The sequence below is a fragment of the Acidovorax sp. GW460-11-11-14-LB4 genome, assembly GCF_059423685.1.
The window spans coordinates 66,173-81,778 of record NZ_JBWKYJ010000004.1 but is presented as its reverse complement, the minus strand read 5'-3'; the positions used below and the strand labels follow the sequence as shown (position 1 = coordinate 81,778).

Genomic DNA, 15,606 nt, shown 5'->3' with positions numbered 1-15,606 from the left:
ATTGGGGGCATCGGCCGCTGCGGCAAACCGGCGGGACGCCTTCTGTGACCTGGTTCACCATGTCGGAAGGGCAAAGCGGCGAACGGCTGGTGCGGCCACTACCCACGCGCATGGGCACTGCACCGCGCCGGAGCGCCCCGGCCGCATTCGCTTTTGGCGATCTGAACAACCCACATGCTCTTCTCTATGGACCGCAGACTTGCCCTCATCACCGTGGCTGGTGCGCTGGCCGCTCCGGGGACCGCCCTGGCGCTGCCCGACGATGCATCGGCCCGGGTGCGCCAGCTGGTGCGCTGGTCCGCAGCGACGGCCGACCACCAGGGCTTGCCGTTTGCCGTGATCGACAAGCCTGCGGCGCACATCCACGTGTTTTCGGCACAGGCCCAATGGCTCGGCAGCGCGCCCGTGCTGCTGGGGGCCGCTGCGGGTGACCGCTCAGCCCCGGGCATCGGGGCCAAGCCTCTGTCCCACATCCGCCCGCACGAACGCACCACCCCTGCGGGCCGCTTTGTGACTGAGCCCGGCCGCAACCTGCAGGGTGACGACATTGTGTGGATCGACTACGACGCGGCCGTCTCACTGCACCGGGTGCGCAGCGTCAGCGCCGCTGAGCGCCGCCTGCAGCGCCTGGCGAGCCCCGGCGCGCGGGACAAACGCATCAGCTACGGCTGCGTGAACGCACCTGCCGCGTTCTACGACCAGTTCATCGCGCCTTGGTTCGGGAGGGCACCGGGGGTGATCTACGTGCTGCCGGACACCGAGCCTTTTGCTACATTTTTTAAAGCAGCTAGCGCATATAAATAGTGCGCTACCGGCACATTTGATTCAATATTCTTGCCCAGCACGGCCTGGGCTCACGCGCTGGCACTTCCGGCAGTAGCCACGCACACGCCACCCCGGCTCAAGCCGTTGCGCGCTGCAGGCGAAACACAGGCCGCCGGCCGCCCACCACCAGCCCCTTGGCATTGCGGATGACCGCGTTTCTGCGCGACGCCAGGGCCTCTTGCTGGGTGGCGTCCAGCCATCCCAGCTGGTCCATCACCTCCACCGCAGCCGCCACCTGCGCCGTCATGTTGCCGTCCATGATCTTGAGGGCAAAGGCCTCGCCACGGCTGCGGCTGCCCACCACCTGCACCCCGTCGGCCCCGGTCTTCGAGACCCAGTCTCCCTGCCCTGCCCGCATGAAATCCAGGTCGTGCCGGCCGGTGCCGGAGCCCAGCTCCGGGCGTTGCACCATGGCATCGGCCAGTGCGGTCAGGCTCTGGTCCAGATCCGTGTCGGGCGCCCCACCCGCCAGGCGCGCATAGCCCCGGGCCAGGTGCGCGAGCGGCATGGCGTAGTTGGGGGCGGAGCAGCCGTCGATGCCCATGACCAGTTGCTCAGGCCCCAGCCCCACAGCCTGCGCCACATGCTCACGAATCGCCCGCTGCAAAGGGTGCGCAGGGTCCAGGTAGTTGTCGAGCGGCCAGCCCTGCTGCACACAATGGGCGACAAAACCCGCGTGTTTGCCGCTGCAGTTGTTGTGGCGTTCGTCCGGCACAAAGCCGTCTGGCAGCGAACCCAGCCCCAGCTCGGCAAACAGCGGCCGGTGGCAGCCGCAGCGCAGGGCGTGGTAGCTCTGCCCCACACTGCCCAGCATGTGCTCAACCTGCTCGACATGCATGGCCTCGCCGTTGTGGCTGGCGCACAGCAGGGCTAGTTCACCGGCGCCCCAGCCCAGCGCCTGGGCGCCGCCAGACTGCATGAACGGCAGGGCCTGAAATGCCTTGATGGTGGAGCGCGTGAACGTGACCGTGTACGGGTCACCCACCTGCGCCAGCACACGGCCATGGCGGTCGGCCACCGCCACGGCGCCCCAGTGCTGGCATTCGGCGAGGTCGCCCCGGGTCACCTCGATCAGCGGAACAAAACCCATGGTGATATCCAGCAGTGGTTACTGCGCCGCCGGTGCGGGGGCCAGCGTCAGCTCATGGGACCAGCGAGCAGGCTGGCGCTGCAGGACACGGTAGCCCGTCTGCGCCCAGGTGCTGCTCATGTCGCGGTAACGCGGCGAAAACACCAGGCCACTTTGTCCGGTCTGGTAGATGAAGCGCGACTGCTCCAGGTCGGCCAGGTCGTACACCGCGCGCAGCGATGCGGCGTGACGGTTCACAAACGGCCCCTTGGCTTCGCCCGCGTTGTACTGCCCCACATTGACGGTGTAGGCGTCGCCATGCGATGGCTCGCTCACGTCAAAAAAGCGGGCCAGTGCAGGCACATTGCCAAATGGCCGGTGCACGCTGAGTGCCGGGTGCGCCGCGCCCCAACGCCATTGCGCGGGGTCTGCGCCGTAGGCCGCCTGCAGCCGGTCGAGCGCGCGTCCCAGGGCTGCGGCCGACTGCTCTGCACACGTTGCGGGCTGGCACCACCAGGGGTCGTTGCGCTCCAGGATGCCCTCCAGCGCGGCCCGGTAGTCGCGCTTGCCGTAGGTGGCGGTAAACCGCGCGTCACCGATGCGCGGCACGATCAGGCCACGCGCCAGCTCGTCGGTCCACGCGGCAAACACCAGGGGCGCAGCCTTGCCCGCATCCATCACACCGTCAAAGCCTTGGAGCTGCTGTTGCGCAGCTGCGGCCAGGGGGTGTGATGACTTGGCCTGCTGCAGATAGGGCAGCAGCCTGCGCGTGGCCAGGGAGGTCACATCGCGGTGAATGGCCTGCATGCTTGCGGCATCGTGCTTGTCGGTCGCCTCGATCAGCTGCGCAATGCGTTCGTAGCGGTAGGGCAAGGCCCAGTCTTGGGTCAGGTAGTGGGGATAGTCGGGCGCAGTCACCCGCTGGTTGGCGGTGGCTATCCAGCCCCGGGCGCCGTTATCCTCCGGCGTCTGGTCGTAAGGCAGCCACCCCTTCCAGTCGTACCGGGCGTCCCAGCCCGGCGAAGGCGCCACGCCCCGGATGTCGTTGGCAGGGTCTCGCACGGGCGCGCGGCCTGCGGCCTTGAAGCGGATGTTGCCCTGGTCATCGGCCGCCACCACGTTCTGCATCGGCGAGTGGTAGTGCGACAGGGCCGCGAACAACGCGTCCACCGATTTCGCCTGGTTGGTCTGGAGGCCCGCCAGCACCGTCTGGTTGTCGGCATCGAGCGCGCTCCAGCGCAGCGCCAGCACGTATTTGCCGAGGTCCAGCACGTCCGAATGCGACTTCTGCGCGTCGCTCAACACAGGGCCATGCCGGGTGCTGCGCACTTTCAGGGCGACATCGGCCTGCCCTTTTACGCGGATGGTTTCGTTGCGCACCGTGAAGGGTGCCCAGCCTTCGGGCGTGCGGTACTGCGAGGCATCAGCGGGGTTGATCTGCTCCAGGTACAGGTCCTGAACATCGGGACCCGTGTTGGTGAAGCCCCAGGCCACTTTGTCCGTACGGCCCAGCACCACAAAGGGCATGCCGGGCAAGGTGGCACCCACCGCGTCGATAGCACCCATGGGGGTGCCGTCAGACGCCTGGCCTGCGGGAGCCTGCAAGCCCGCAAAGTACCAGATGGCGGGTGCCGACAGGCCCAGGTGCGGGTCGTTGGCCAGCAGCGGTTTGCCACTGACGGTGCGGGTGCCCGCCAGCACCCAGTTGTTGCTGCCCTTGCCCTCGTTGATACCTGCGTTGCGGGTCAGTTCGTCAGCCCAGGCCAGCATGCCGGCACTGATCTGGCGGGACAAAGGCCCGTCACCCAGCGCGGCAGATGCAGCCCCCCGGTCGACCGGTTCAGCGGCGGCCGCCGGTGCAGCAGAAGCGCTGGCATCGGTGGCCCGGTACACCCCCAGCTGCCGGTACAACGCGGCCAGGTCGGCCGAGGCTGCGGGGCGCTCGCCCGGGTACGGTGGCATCAGTTGCCACAAACGCTCGGTGTCCAGCGTTTTCGCAATGGACAGCCGCGCAAACTCGTTGCCCCAGTTGCCGCCCAGGTCCAGCGCCATCATCAGCGCCCAGCCCACGCTGTCCTCCGGCTCCCACACGGCGCCCGTGGTCCCGCCGGGCTGAACGCCCAGGATGTGGAACTCCGGCGGCAGCGCCTGGGGGCGGTTCTGGTGGAAGGCGTGGATGCCCTGGCTGTAGGCCTGCAGGGCCTCCTGGGCATACAACGGCAGGCCTGCGTACTGCCGCCTGGCCGTGCCCATGATGTCCAGCGTACGCATGAGCTTGTCGGTCTCCAGCGTGGCCGGCCCAAACACTTCGGACAGCTCGCCGTGCATCACGCGGCGGTTGAACTCCAGCTGCCAGGTGCGCTCCTGCGCATGCACGTAGCCCATCGCAAACCAGGCGTCTTGCGGGCTCTGCGCGCGGATGTGGGTGACGTCTGCGCCATCGCGCTGCACCTGCACGGCCTGCCGCAGGCCCTTCATGACCAACTTGCCATCCAGTGTCGCAAAGCTGCGCTGTACATACACGGCGGCCCCCGTGCCAGCCAGCAAGGCCGCCACCACCAGCCCGACGGCTGTTCGCTTCATCCACGCCATGTCTCGTGTCTCCTGATTGTTCTGGGTTGTTTGTGTGGGTTCGGAAGTGAAAGGGCTGCGCGCTGACCGGGAGCCCGCCGCGCTGTGACAGCTGTCGGCGGCAGCCGACGGCCTCAGCCCAGATGAACGCTGGTGCCGGCGACCTGAAAGTTCATGATCGGAGCACTGGACTCGGTAAAGGGAACCCCCAGCGCAATCTGCCCCGTGCCATGCAGGATGCAGGCATCGCGGCGCAGCCGCACGGGCGAGTCGCTGCCGTCAAACCGCACCCAGGTGCCGAAGCTGCTCATGTCGGTCAGCACAAAGCCGCTGTTGCGCCAGTCGATGCGCGCATGCAGCCGTGAAACGCGGGGGTCATTGATGCACAGCTGGGCATGGTTGGCGCGCCCCACATGCACGGGCGCATCCGACGAAGTGAACGACATGTCCACCCCATGCCAGGAAAACTGGATCTGCCCCAGGATGGAATCGGCCGGAGCAAAACTGCTGACCAGCGCCGCCTGCATGGTGAGCGAATCGGGCTCTTCGTTCTCGCGCCACTCCACCTGGTAGAGCATCTGCAGCTCGGCCTTGCCGCGAATTTCCATCAGGCCCAGCTTGCGGTACCACACATCGGCAGCGGCCCCCGCCAGCAGCACAGTCGTCTCGGTGGCCCAGATTTCGGCGGGGCCCGCGCGCTCGCACAGGCGGGAGGCCACATTGACGGCATCACCGTAACAGTCGCCATCCACATCGACCACCTCGCCACTGGCCACTCCCACGCGGATGTCCATGCGCAGCGGCTGCGGCCACCGGTCCAGACGCGCCTGGTGCTGGCGCAGCATGTGGGTGGTGGCAGTGACGGCACTGGCCGCGTCACCAAACACGCACAGCACCCCGTCGCCCAGCTTTTTGACGACGCGGCCCGCATGCGCCTCGATGGTGTCACTGATCCACTGCGTGACCTGGGTCACCGCCTCGGTGGCGCGCTCGTTGCCCAGCGTTTCATACAACGAGGTGCTGCCCGAGATGTCTGCGAAGACCACCGTCGACAACACACTCATGAACGATGGCCGATTAGTAACATCATGTGAATCAGTTTAGTGCAAGCTCAACGAAGACGCATCTATCAAAGCGTCAACAATCCTTTGCCAAGGTCTTTGCGAGCCACGCACCCCAGTACTTGCGGCCTCACTGCAGGCGCTGATGGTGGCGGTAGGCGTGGAAGGTGCGCATCTTGGGTGCCTGAAGACCCGGCAAAGCCCGCGCCGAGCCGCGCACCTGTTCGCCTGGTTGCCTCGCGTCAGGCCGCAGCAAGCCTTCGCGATGAATTGCGTAAAAGTTCGCAACAAACCGGGGCATCGTGTTGTCTTTATGCAAAAACATGAGCGCCACCCTTGCGTCAATCCTGAGTCCCGCTTACTTTGATCGACCCTGTTACAAAAACCGCACTTCCCTCCGCACATGCGCTGGAACAAGCCCAATCTCCGCAACAACCTGCACGACCTGCTCGGTCGTGACAAGCCGTCATCGACGGCCTGGGTGCGCGACCAGGGTCTGGAAGAGGTGCGGCGTGCCATGCTGCACAGCCTGATGGGGTTGACCGGCTGCGAAGTGGCGCGCATGAACATGCGCCTGCGCTATGCGGGCGACATTGAAGCGCTGTGGTACCTGCGCAGCGATTTGCTCGACACGCTCACCCTGCTGCGCGGCGAGGCCATCGCGCAGACGGTGCTGGACCGGGTGACGCCGATGTTCCAGGGGCAGTTGCCGCTGTCGCTGCGGGTGCCACAAATGCCCAACGGACCCCGCGCGCACCTCTGAAACCCTGAGATTGCAGCCCTGACGGCCGGGGCCGGTCACCACGCCGCACCGGCATCGTGCCACGCAGCGGCCCCGGGTTAGCGCCGCCAGTTCAGTGCTGGTGGCCCCAATAGATCAGCGCATCACGCTCTTCCACCGACAACGACACTGTTGCACCCACGGGCAGCAGCACCTTGGTCTCGACATGCCCAAACGGCAGGTTGGTCAGCACGGGCGCCTTGATCTGGGTGCGCAGCCAGTCCACCACCGACTGCAGCTTGTAGCCCTTGTCGTGCGGCGCCAGCTTGAAGTTGGTGAACTGCCCCAATACCACGGCTTTCTGCTGAGCCAGCACACCGGCGTGCAGCAGCTGGGTCAGCATGCGCTCAACGCGGTAGGGATGCTCGTGAACATCCTCCACAAACAGCACCCCACCCTTGACCTGCGGGAAGTACGGCGTACCCACCAGCGAAGCCAGCACCGCCAGGTTGCCGCCCCACAGGGTGGCGCTTTTCACATAGACGTTGGGCACAGCCGGCTTGCCGGTAGTGGCATGGGGCTTTTCCTTGTGCATGCGCCAGCCCGTGCCTTCACCATGGCCGGTCAGCAGGTCGTCAAAGCAGGCTTCCATGATGTCGTCAGGCGCGCCCTCTACGCCAAAATCGGCCCCCAGCGACGGCCCCGCCCAGGTGGTGGCACCGGTTTTGGCCAGCACGGCAAGCTGAAAGGCGGTGAAGTCGCTCACGCCCACGAAGTGGGTGCCCTTTTCGATGGCCTTGGCCACCGCCTTGTAGCGGATGCCCGGCAGGATGCGGGTGAGGCCATAGCCCCCGCGCGAGATCAGCGCCACATCGGCACCACTGGCCGCCGCACGGTGGATGGCGGCCAGCCGGGTGGCGTCGTCGCCCGCAAAGCGTGTGTGTGTGGCCAGCGCGTCCACATCCACCTCCACCTCATGGCCCTGGGCCTTGAGACGGGCGATGCCCCGCTTGAAGGCGACCTTGTCGCGCACTGCACTGGAAGGCGAGTAGATGTAGATGTGCTTGGGACCGCGGTCGTGGTCGCACTGCGAGGGATCGTGATGGTGGTCGTGCAAAGCGCTCAGGCCCCGGTGGGGCCTGCTCCGTAAACAGGGGGGATGCCCGCTGCCCCATGCAGTCAAGGGGCGCCAGCGGGCACATCAGTGCGTGAAGTATTCCACAGCCTGTGCGGCAATGGCCTCGCCATGCTCCTGAACAAAGTGGCCCGCATGCGGCAGCACCACCGGCTCGGGGCATCCACGGATGTTGTGTTGCAGCGCCCGCATGGTGGGCAGCCCCAGCACAGGGTCTTGCGCCCCCACCACCATCAGGCTGCGGCCTGGCCACCGGTGCTGCCAGAAATCGCGGGCTGCACGCGACAGCGCCGCACCGGCGTCATCCAGGGCGGCAGGGACACGGTCAGGGAACGCACGCAGCGCAGCCCGGTAACCTTTGTCCGGAAAGGGGGCATCGTAGGCTGCGCATTCCGCAGCGCTCAGGTGCGGGTTGCCGCGTGCCAACAGGCGTCCTACCCCGTACAGCGGCTTGTCCCGGCACATCGCACGCCAGTCCACAAAGCCTTGGGGCAACGGTGCATCGCCTGTGGCCAGCAGCGTGTTCATCACCAGCAGGCCGCCAAACCGCTCGGGCATCGCCATGGGCAGCGTGAGGCCCAGGATGCCGCCCCAGTCCTGCACCACCAGCACGACACTGCGCAGGTCCAGCCGCTCGATCAGCTCCAGCAGCACCTGGCGGTGCCATTCGAACTGGTGCGCACCTTCCTTCTTGGGCTTATCGCTTTTTCCAAAACCGATCAGGTCGGGCGCCACCACGCGGTCGCCTGCAGCCAGAAAGGTGGGCAGCATGCGGCGATAGAGGTAGCTCCAGGCCGGGTTGCCATGCAGACACAACCAGGTGCGCGATGCGTCGCGCGGGCCTTCTTCCAGGTAGTGCAGGCGCAGGCCCGCCAGAGTCGGCAGGTCGCTGACGTAGTGGGGAGCCCAGGGGTAGCCGGGCAGGTTCGCGAAAGCCGCATCGGGTGTGCGCAAGGCATCGTCACGCAGGGGGTGGCGGGCCAATGCCTCGGCGCGTTGCTGAAGGCGCCGCTGCGCAAAAAAGCGGCTCAGCAGGCCGCCGCACTCCTCGGCCAGCACCCCGCCCTGCACCTCGGTCTGGTGGTTGATCTCGGCATGCCCAAACAGGTTGAGCACCGAGCCTGCCGCACCCGTCTTGGGCTCCATCGCGCCAAACACCACCCGTGCCAGGCGAGCATGCAGCATGGCGCCACTGCACATGGCGCAAGGCTCCAGCGTCACATACAGGCTGCAGCCGTCCAGCCGGTAGTTGCCCAGGCGCAGCGCCGCGGCACGCAGGGCCACGATCTCGGCATGGGCCGTCGGGTCGTGGCCTTCCACCGGGGCATTGCGGCCAGTGGCGATGACCTGGCCGTCCTTGACCACGATGGCGCCCACGGGCACCTCGCCCGCGCTGGCTGCGGCTTGCGCCTCGGCCAGGGCCAGTCGCATCCAGTGCGCATCGTCGGCGATTTTCATCACTATATTTTCAATAGCATCCAAGGCATGAAATATTAGCGCTTGAAGCCGATCTGGCTCATTTTTTCTCGTCTTCGGGCATGGGGCGTGCCTGTTGCATCAGGCCTTCTACCTGCTGCTTGACCTGCTGCTGCATCTGCTGGCTCTGCTCACGCACCGTTCCAGTCGGCGCCGACGCAGGCCCCGCCGCGCCTGTGGCGGTTTGCAATGCGGGCACGGGGGCGCGCGTGGCCGCCAGTTGCTTCTTGGCCAGCAGGCCCACGATGGCCAGCACCACCACCAGTCCGACCAATCCAAACATTGCGCGCATACCTGGGCTCCTTGGCGGGCACCGGCGGCCCGCGCGTTCTTGCGATGGGATCTGACTGTAAAGCCAAACGCCGCACGCAAAAACGGCCGCAGGGAGCGGCCGTTAGGTCAGGAGTCGCTGAAGCAACGCCGGAGAGTGACCTCAGTTCAATGCCACGCGGCTGCCGTCCTTGAACGTGTACAAGGTCACGGCGGGCGTGGTCAGCTCGCCCTTGGCGGTGAAGGCGATGTTGGCGGTCACGCCCTTGTATTCAGTCTTGACGAGGAACGGCGCGAACACCTTGGGGTCCACCGAGTTGGCGCGCTTCATCGCGTCGGCCAGCACCATGGCAGCGTCATAGGCGTAGGGGCTGTAGATCTGGAACTGGCCGGGGAACTTGGCGTCGTAGCGCTTCTTCCAGTCCGAGCCGCCCTGCATCTTGTCCACCGAGGCACCGCCCGTCGCGCAGGTCACATTCTTCAGCGCGGGGGTCTTGCCCGACAGTTCGGGCAGCTTCTCGGTGCACAGCGCATCACCGCCGAAGAACTTCACGTTGCCCAGGCCCAGCTGCTCCATCTGGCGCAGCATGGGGCCGGCTTGGGCGTCCAGGCCGCCGTAGAAGATCGCGTCGGGCTTCTTGTTCTTGATGGCGGTGAGGATGGCCATGAAGTCGGTGGCCTTGTCGTTGGTGAACTCCTCGGCCACCACTTTCAGGCCCTTTTGTTGCGCCGTCGCCTTGAAAACCGAGGCCACGCCCTGGCCATAGGCCGTGCGGTCGTCGATGATGGCCACGCTCTTGAGCTTGAGGTGGTCCGCACCAAACAAGGCCAGGGCAGCACCCAGCGCGTTGTCGTTGGCGATCAGGCGGAAGGTGGTCTTGTGGCCGGGCTTGGTCAGGTCGGGGTTGGAGGCCGAGGCCGTGATGTGTGGCAGGTCGCACTTGGCGTAGACCGCCGAGGCGGGAATGGAGGTGCCCGATTGCAGGTGCCCCACCACGCCCGCCACCTTCTGGTCACACAGCTTCTGGGCCACGGCGGTGGCCTGGCGTGGGTCGCCCGCGTCGTCTTCGGCCGCAATTTCAAACTTGATCTTCTTGCCGCCGATGACGAGGTTCTGGGCGTTCAGGTCGTCAATGGCCAGACGCACACCGTTTTCCGTGTCTTTACCGATGTGGGCAATGCCGCCCGACACCGGGCCCGCATGGGCGATCTTGACGGTCTGTACGTCCTGGGCAGAGGCCAGATGGGCCGCCAGCGCAAGGGCGGTCAGTGCAGAAATTCGGAACAGGGGCGAAGAAGCGAAAACGGGGCGCAGCACAGTACAAAGTCTCCTGGGTCGGTCAAAGCATCCTGTTGTGCACCGAACTTGTACACAACAAACCCTGCATCGTAGCCACCCGAACCCTCATTTCTGGAAAATTACTAAGCAAACTTAGTAAGTTGCTCCAGCATTAACCGGGCTAATACGTCCGGCGCGCACCGCCCGGCAAGGCAGGCTGGGATAATCACGCCCCATGTCCCTACTGCCCCACCAGCTCGAACTGCTCTCGCCTGCGCGCGACGCAGACATTGGCATCGAAGCCATCAACCACGGCGCCGATGCCGTCTACATCGGCGGCCCGGCCTTTGGCGCGCGGGCCAGTGCGGGCAACGACATCCGGGACATCGAGCGCCTGGTCAGGCACGCGCACCGCTTCAACAGCCGTATCTTCATCACGCTCAACACCATCCTGCGCGACGACGAGCTCGAAGCCGCGCGCCAGATGGCCTGGCAGGTGTACGAAGCCGGTGCCGACGCCCTCATCATCCAGGACATGGGCCTGCTCGAAATCGACCTGCCGCCCATCCAGCTACACGCCAGCACCCAGACCGATATCCGCACGCCCGAAAAAGCACGCTTCTTGCAGGACGCGGGCCTCTCTCAGATCGTGCTGGCACGCGAGCTGACGGTGCAGCAGATCGCCGCAGTGCACAAGGCGCTGGGGCCCGTGGATGCGCCGGGGCGCGCCAACATCGAGTTCTTCATCCACGGCGCGTTGTGCGTGGCCTACAGTGGCCAGTGCAACATCAGCCATGCGCAAACGGGCCGCAGCGCCAACCGCGGCGACTGCAGCCAGGCCTGCCGCCTGCCCTACCAGGTGACCGACGCGCAGGGCCGCTTCATTGCGCACGACAAGCATGTGCTGAGCATGAAGGACAACAATCAGAGCGACAACCTGCGCGCCCTCATCGATGCGGGCGTGCGCAGCTTCAAGATCGAAGGGCGCTACAAGGACATGGGCTACGTGAAGAACATCACCGCCCACTACCGCACCTTGCTCGACGAGATCATCGAAGAGCGCGAGGCCCAAGGCCGGCCGCTGTCGCGCTCGTCCAGCGGTCGCACCACCTTCACCTTCACACCCGACCCACTGCAGAACTTCAACCGCGAGTTCACCGACTACTTCGTGACAGGCCGCAAGGAAGACATCGGCGCGTTCGACACCCCCAAGAACCCCGGCCAGGCCATCGGCTGGGTGACCAAGCTGGGCCCAGACTTTGTGGAGCTGGAACTGAGCGACCCGGCCACCGTGCTGCACAACGGCGACGGCCTGTGCTACTACGACCTGCACAAGGAGCTGGTGGGCATGGCCATCAACGTAGCCGAGCCGGTGTCGGCCCGCAGCGTGGGCCAGTGGCGGGTGTATCCGAAAGACCCGATGGACGGCTTCAAGGACCTGCGCAAGGGCACCGAGGTCAACCGCAACCGCGACATGGACTGGGTGCGCACGCTGGAGAAAAAGTCCAGCGACCGCCGCATCGGCCTGTGGGCACACCTGAGCGAAACGCCCACCGGCTTCAGCCTGATGCTGACCGACGAGGACGGCAACGTGGGCTGTGCATCCGTGCAGCAACCCCACCAGCCAGCCACTGACACGGCCAAGGCCGAGGCGAGCCTGCGCGAGCAGCTCGGCCGCTTTGGCGCCACGGTGTTTGCGGTGCATGACATTGCGCTGCAGCTCTCGCAGCCGTGGTTTGTGCCCGCCTCGGTGCTCAACGCCCTGCGCCGCGATGCCGTGGCCGAACTGGAAGCCAACCGGGCCCACAACTTTGCCCGCCTGCCGCGCGCCACGCCGGTGGAGCCGCCTGCGCCCTACCCAGAGGACACGCTTTCTTTCTTGGGCAATGTGTTCAACCACAAGGCCCACGACTTCTACGTGCGCCACGGCGTGAAGGTGATCGACGCGGCCTACGAGGCGCACGAAGAGGAAGGCGAGGTCAGCCTCATGATCACCAAGCACTGCGTGCGCTTTTCCATGAGCCTGTGCCCCAAACAGGCCAAGGGCGTGACGGGTGTCCAGGGCACCATCAAGGCCGAACCCTTGATGTTGATCAATGGCAAGGAAAAGCTGACCTTGCGCTTTGACTGCAAGCCCTGTGAAATGCATGTGGTGGGCAAGATCAAGCGCCAGGTGCTGAACCAGGTGCCAGAAGCCCCGCTCCAGTTCTACAAAGCCCGGCCGCAAGTCGCGCACTAAGAGCGGCTAACAAAACTCCCCTAGCGTCGTTGTCTCGCCTTGTCGTACTACTTGTACTGCCTGCGGCGAAACGCCTAGCCAGGGCCGCTTCGCTGAGTTTTGTTAGCCGCTCTAAGGCAACGCGAACAAGCCCTTGTGTGGGCGTGCGGCCCGTTTCACCGATCGCCGCATGTCCCCATCCACCGCGCCGCACCTGCACCCCACCGACGCCGTGGCCCAGGCCCATGGCGTCAACCCTGACGCAGGCCTGCACGCCGACGAAGCGCTGCGCCGCAGCGCCACCCACGGCGCCAACGAGTTGGCCGCATCGCAGGACCGCCCCTGGTGGCGCCTGCTGGCCGACCAGTTCAAGGACTTCATGGTGCTGGTGCTGCTGGGTGCGGCCGTCATCTCGGGGCTGGTGGGCGAGGTCACCGACACGTTGGTCATCCTGGTGATCGTGGTGCTCAATGCCGTCATCGGCTTTGTTCAGGCCTGGCGCGCCGACCAGGCCATGGCGGCGCTGCGCCAGCTGGCGGCGGCGCACGCCACGGTGCTGCGCAGCGGAGCCGTGCAGGTGGTGCCCGCCACGGCGCTGGTGCCGGGCGACATCGTGCTGCTGGAGGCGGGCAACCAGATCCCGGCCGACCTGCGGCTCATCGAGATTGCGCAGTTGCAGGTGGATGAATCGGCCCTCACGGGCGAGTCCGTCACGGTAGCCAAACAGACCGAAGCCCTGGCAGCCGAAGACGTGGGCGCGCTGGGCGACCGCACCAACATGGCCTTCAAGGGCACCACAGCCACCCACGGCCGCGCACGCGGCCTAGTGGTGGCCACCGGCATGCACACCGAGCTGGGCAAGGTGGCCACGCTGCTCGACACCGGCGACCGCAGCACGCCGCTGCAACTGCGCCTCGCGGCGTTTGGCAAGCGCCTGGCGATAGCGGTGCTGGGCATCTGCGCGGTGATCTTTGTGGTGGGCGTGCTGCGCGGCGAGGCGCCGCTGCTGATGGCCCTCACCGCCATCAGCCTGGCGGTGGCCGCCATCCCCGAGGCCCTGCCCGCCGTGGTCACGGTGCTGCTGGCCCTGGGCGCACGCCGCATGGTGGCAGTGCATGCCCTGGTGCGGCGCCTGCCCTCGGTGGAGACCCTGGGCTCGGTCACCACCATCTGCTCGGACAAGACCGGCACCCTGACCCAGAACCGCATGCATGCCGAGCTGCTGCTGGCACACGGTGTGCGCTGGGTGCCCGGCGACCCCTTGCCCGGTGCGGCCCACGCCGAAGCCCTGTGCGCCGCCGCGCTGTGCAACGACGCCACGCTGCAGGTCCACAACGAAGAGGGCCAGTCGGGCATCCACTGGCTGGGCGACCCCACCGAGATCGCGCTGGTGCTGGCCGCCCACGCGGGCGGGCTGGACAAGGCCCAGCTCGACGCTGCCAGCCCCCGCGTGCAGGAGCAACCGTTTGACTCCGACCGCAAGCGCATGACGACCTTCCACCGCGCGGCCGCAGGCTTTGTGGCCTACACCAAAGGCGCGCCCGAATCCGTGCTGCCCCGCTGCACCGCCCACTGGACGCCTGAAGGCGCTGCCGCGCTCGACACCGCCAAGGTCCTCGCCACCGCCCAGCAGCTCGCCGCCCAGGGCCTGCGGGTGCTGGCCCTCGCCCGCCGCAGCCACGCCCGCCTGCCCGACACCAACGACATCGACGCAGTAGAAAACCAGCTGGAGCTGCTGGGCCTGATCGCCCTCATCGACCCACCCCGCGCCGAGGCCCAGGCCGCAGTGCGCGACTGCATCAGCGCGGGCATCACGCCCGTAATGATCACAGGCGACCATCCTGCGACTGCGCGCGCGATTGCGCACCGCCTGGGCATTGTGAAGAGCAGCGATGCCCCGGTGCTCACCGGCGCCGACCTGGCCACACTGGACGATGCTGCCCTGCGCGCCCGCGTGGAGCAGGTGCAGGTCTACGCCCGCGTGGACCCGGCGCAGAAGATCCGCATCGTCGAAGCCCTGCAAGCGCAAGGCCATTTCGTGGCCATGACGGGCGACGGCGTGAACGATGCCCCCGCGCTCAAGCGTGCCGACATCGGCGTGGCCATGGGCCAGGGCGGTACCGACGTGGCGCGTGAGGCGTCAAGCCTGGTGCTGCTGGACGACAACTTCGCCACCATCGTCGCCGCGGTGCGCGAGGGCCGCCGCATCTACGACAACATCCGCAAGTTTGTGCGCTACGCGATGACGGGCAACTCGGGCGAGATCTGGACCATCTTCCTGGCGCCGCTGTTGCTGTTGCCCATCCCTTTGCTGCCCATCCACATCCTGTGGGTCAACCTCGTCACAGACGGCCTGCCCGGCCTGGCGCTGGCGGCCGAACCGGCCGAGCGCGGCATCATGCAGCGCCCGCCCCGCGCGCCGCGCGAAAGCCTGTTTGCCCACGGCATGTGGCAGCACATCCTGGGCGTGGGCCTGCTCATTGGCGGGCTTTGCCTGGCGGTGCAGGCCTGGGCGCTGCACACCGGCCACGCGCACTGGCAGACCATGGTGTTCACCGTGCTCACGCTGGCGCAGATGGCGCATGTGATCGCCATCCGCTCCGAATCCGAACCCAGCTGGCGCCTGGGCCTGCTGAGCAACCGCCCGCTGCTGGGTGCCGTGCTGCTCACCTTTGCGCTGCAGATGGCCACCATCTATGTGCCCTGGCTCAACCCCATCTTCCGCACCGAGCCGCTGAGCCTGGGTGAGCTGGTGCTGTGCATCGGCGCCGCGCTGGTGGTGCTGGTGGTCGTGGAAATCGAGAAGGCCTGGCGCCGCAGCCAGCAGGCGCGCCGCACCACCCCAGAGCCCATGGACAGCGCCATGGACGAGCCCTCGGCCTGAAAGAGTCCAGCGCGCACAAGAACGTCATAAGCACATAGCCAACGATTCGATGACGCCAGGGGTCCAGGGTGCCAGAATGGCCCGCGCCATCGGCACA

At 66.6% G+C, this 15,606-nt stretch carries 11 protein-coding genes; 4 read left to right on the top strand and 7 right to left on the bottom strand.

Annotated features, from left to right (window positions below; translation table 11 throughout):
* The first annotated feature begins 186 nt into the window (after window positions 1-186).
* Window positions 187-804 (top strand): hypothetical protein, encoded by a 618-nt coding sequence (locus AC07X4_RS03460; RefSeq protein WP_494739240.1) that lies wholly within the window; start codon window positions 187-189, stop codon window positions 802-804.
* 97 nt (window positions 805-901) lie between these two features.
* Here the strand turns inward: AC07X4_RS03460 and AC07X4_RS03455 are convergent, their stop codons facing one another.
* From AC07X4_RS03455 to AC07X4_RS03445, 3 genes are all read right to left on the bottom strand, one after another.
* The gene (locus tag AC07X4_RS03455) at window positions 902-1,915 is read right to left on the bottom strand and encodes an asparaginase (protein ID WP_494739239.1); all 1,014 of its coding nucleotides are present in this window, start codon (window positions 1,913-1,915) and stop codon (window positions 902-904) included.
* Window positions 1,916-1,933: 18 nt separating this feature from the next.
* Complete coding sequence (locus AC07X4_RS03450) at window positions 1,934-4,486, bottom strand: penicillin acylase family protein (protein ID WP_494739238.1); 2,553 nt, start codon at window positions 4,484-4,486, stop codon at window positions 1,934-1,936.
* Between the two features lie 113 nt (window positions 4,487-4,599).
* The gene (locus AC07X4_RS03445; protein WP_056744210.1) at window positions 4,600-5,529 is read right to left on the bottom strand and encodes an adenylate/guanylate cyclase domain-containing protein; all 930 of its coding nucleotides are present in this window, start codon (window positions 5,527-5,529) and stop codon (window positions 4,600-4,602) included.
* A gap of 400 nt (window positions 5,530-5,929) precedes the next feature.
* On the opposite strand from AC07X4_RS03445, the gene AC07X4_RS03440 reads away from it, so the two are divergent.
* Window positions 5,930-6,289 carry a hypothetical protein gene (locus AC07X4_RS03440; RefSeq protein ID WP_395455188.1) on the top strand — a complete coding sequence of 120 codons (360 nt, stop codon included), beginning with the start codon at window positions 5,930-5,932 and terminating at the stop codon, window positions 6,287-6,289.
* Between the two features lie 91 nt (window positions 6,290-6,380).
* Here the strand turns inward: AC07X4_RS03440 and AC07X4_RS03435 are convergent, their stop codons facing one another.
* The 4 genes from AC07X4_RS03435 to AC07X4_RS03420 all read right to left on the bottom strand — a co-directional run bounded on the left by AC07X4_RS03435 (window position 6,381) and on the right by AC07X4_RS03420 (window position 10,446).
* Complete coding sequence (locus AC07X4_RS03435; protein ID WP_494739237.1) at window positions 6,381-7,364, bottom strand: LD-carboxypeptidase; 984 nt, start codon at window positions 7,362-7,364, stop codon at window positions 6,381-6,383.
* An 84-nt stretch (window positions 7,365-7,448) separates the two neighbouring features.
* Window positions 7,449-8,840: a tRNA adenosine(34) deaminase TadA gene (gene tadA / locus AC07X4_RS03430; RefSeq protein WP_494739236.1), complete on the bottom strand. Its 1,392-nt coding sequence runs from the start codon at window positions 8,838-8,840 to the stop codon at window positions 7,449-7,451.
* Between the two features lie 58 nt (window positions 8,841-8,898).
* Window positions 8,899-9,150: a hypothetical protein gene (locus AC07X4_RS03425; protein WP_056067393.1), complete on the bottom strand. Its 252-nt coding sequence runs from the start codon at window positions 9,148-9,150 to the stop codon at window positions 8,899-8,901.
* Window positions 9,151-9,291: 141 nt separating this feature from the next.
* Entirely contained in the window at window positions 9,292-10,446 is a 1,155-nt protein-coding gene (locus AC07X4_RS03420; protein WP_494739235.1) for a branched-chain amino acid ABC transporter substrate-binding protein, read from the bottom strand.
* Between the two features lie 196 nt (window positions 10,447-10,642).
* Here AC07X4_RS03420 and AC07X4_RS03415 point away from each other — a divergent pair, with 196 nt between their 5' ends.
* Together AC07X4_RS03415 and AC07X4_RS03410 are read left to right on the top strand one after the other, a co-directional pair.
* Window positions 10,643-12,646 (top strand): peptidase U32 family protein, encoded by a 2,004-nt coding sequence (locus AC07X4_RS03415; RefSeq protein WP_494739234.1) that lies wholly within the window; start codon window positions 10,643-10,645, stop codon window positions 12,644-12,646.
* Window positions 12,647-12,815: 169 nt separating this feature from the next.
* Window positions 12,816-15,509, top strand: coding sequence for a cation-translocating P-type ATPase (locus tag AC07X4_RS03410; RefSeq protein ID WP_494739233.1), 2,694 nt, complete (start codon window positions 12,816-12,818; stop codon window positions 15,507-15,509).
* Window positions 15,510-15,606: the final 97 nt, after the last annotated feature.